Source organism: Streptomyces sp. NPDC002130 (genome assembly GCF_040296465.1).
Taxonomy (GTDB): Bacteria; Actinomycetota; Actinomycetes; order Streptomycetales; family Streptomycetaceae; genus Streptomyces.
In genome coordinates this window covers 1-1,313 of the sequence record NZ_JBEOXI010000924.1, presented here as the reverse complement: position 1 = coordinate 1,313, position 1,313 = coordinate 1, and the positions used below count along the sequence as shown (strand labels likewise).

Sequence of the window (1,313 nt, the reverse complement as noted above, 5' to 3'; positions counted from 1 at the left end):
AGCGCACTTTGGGACGGCTCGCCGCCTGCGGCGCAACAACTCCCGATTCGGTGTCGGCCTGCAGTTGCAACTGCGCTCGGTGCCCCGCCCGGCCGTCGCGGAACAGTGAAACGAGTTGACCCGGCAGGCGCAAGGCGGCGCGGCCCAGAATCTCGGCTGATCCGCTACGCCGCACGTCCGTCTTCTGCTGCGCGGGCGGTTGCGGCGAGAACAGCTGGCGAGCAATCGCCGACGCCCGTTTGCCGTCTGCCAGAGAATGCGCGACCTGCAGAACTGCGATCAGCGCCGGGCCACTGCAGCGCGGCACGCCGGTGACGCCGTGAAACAGGTGCAGCGCCCACGGCGACTCGCGCGGATCGACGTGGTTCTCAAGGAGTTTCTCGATTCCCTGAATGCACGAGATCCACGAGTCATCGGTCAGCTCATGCACTCTCACCAACGAGGCATCGACCGGCATGGGTTCCCAGACCGGATAGTCGAGGTGCCACGGTGATTCACGAATCCGAACATTGAGATCCGGAATGAGCGACGCTCGTTCCACCGCTGAGCGGCGTAGCTCGTCGATCGACTGGCTCTGACCGTCGAAACAGTAGAGCAGCAGCTGATCGTTCGGGATCTTCTCCGAAATCCAGAAGGTTTGGGCATCGGTGGGCGTCATCCGTAACACCGGGAGACGGTACCACCGGCTTGTCAGCTCTTTTCTGCAGCAGCTTTCAGCTGGGACAGGCCCTTCTCGAAATCCTTACCGACAAGCTTGTCCATGCTGAAGATGAAACCGAAGATCTTGAAGAACAGATTCTTCTTCCCGGTCATCTTCCACGTCACCTGAACATCACCGGCATTCGGCGAGATGAGAAAGGTGGTGACGTTCTGCGCCTTGAACGGCTTGAGGAAGGCCAGGTCCAGAACTACGCGTTCATTCGGGACGGATTCGGTGATCACCATCGAGCCGGAGCCCGCCTTCTTGTTTCCCGCCCAGGCGTACGAAGCCCCGACGCCCGCGTCCGGACCCGCGTACGTACGCTGCATTGCCGGGTCGAGACCTTCCCAGGGCGACCACTGCGTCCACTGGTGGAAATCGTTGATCAACGCGAAGACGTCCGATGCTTCTGCCTTGACGATCGTCGTACGTTCTACCAGGAATTCGTCGGAATTCTGCGAAGCCATCGTCGATCTCCAATTCTCGGGCCTGACAAGTGTTCGGAATTATCCACGGTCGACGAGATCGGGGCGATTCGGCACTCAGCCCCGCAGGCACGCTCGCCACCGGAGGTTCGGTCAGCTTCGGCTTCCAGGGCAGCTACAGCGGCAGC

Annotated in this window: 2 protein-coding genes; both read right to left on the bottom strand. The window is 61.3% G+C overall.

Annotation, left to right across the window (positions count from 1 at the left end; all coding sequences use genetic code 11):
- The coding region (locus ABT116_RS47030) for a condensation domain-containing protein (protein ID WP_351647492.1) at nt 1–658 on the bottom strand (658 nt) is incomplete at its 3' end.
- Between the two features lie 32 nt (nt 659–690).
- Nucleotides 691–1,167 carry an SRPBCC family protein gene (locus tag ABT116_RS47025; protein WP_166813508.1) on the bottom strand — a complete coding sequence of 159 codons (477 nt, stop codon included), beginning with the start codon at nt 1,165–1,167 and terminating at the stop codon, nt 691–693.
- Between the last annotated feature and the right edge of the window lie 146 nt (nt 1,168–1,313).

Coding starts and splice junctions, on each gene's coding strand:
- ABT116_RS47025 (WP_166813508.1), bottom strand. CDS start 1,167: ATGGCTTCGCAGAATTCCGACGAATTCCTGGTAGAACGTACGACGATC.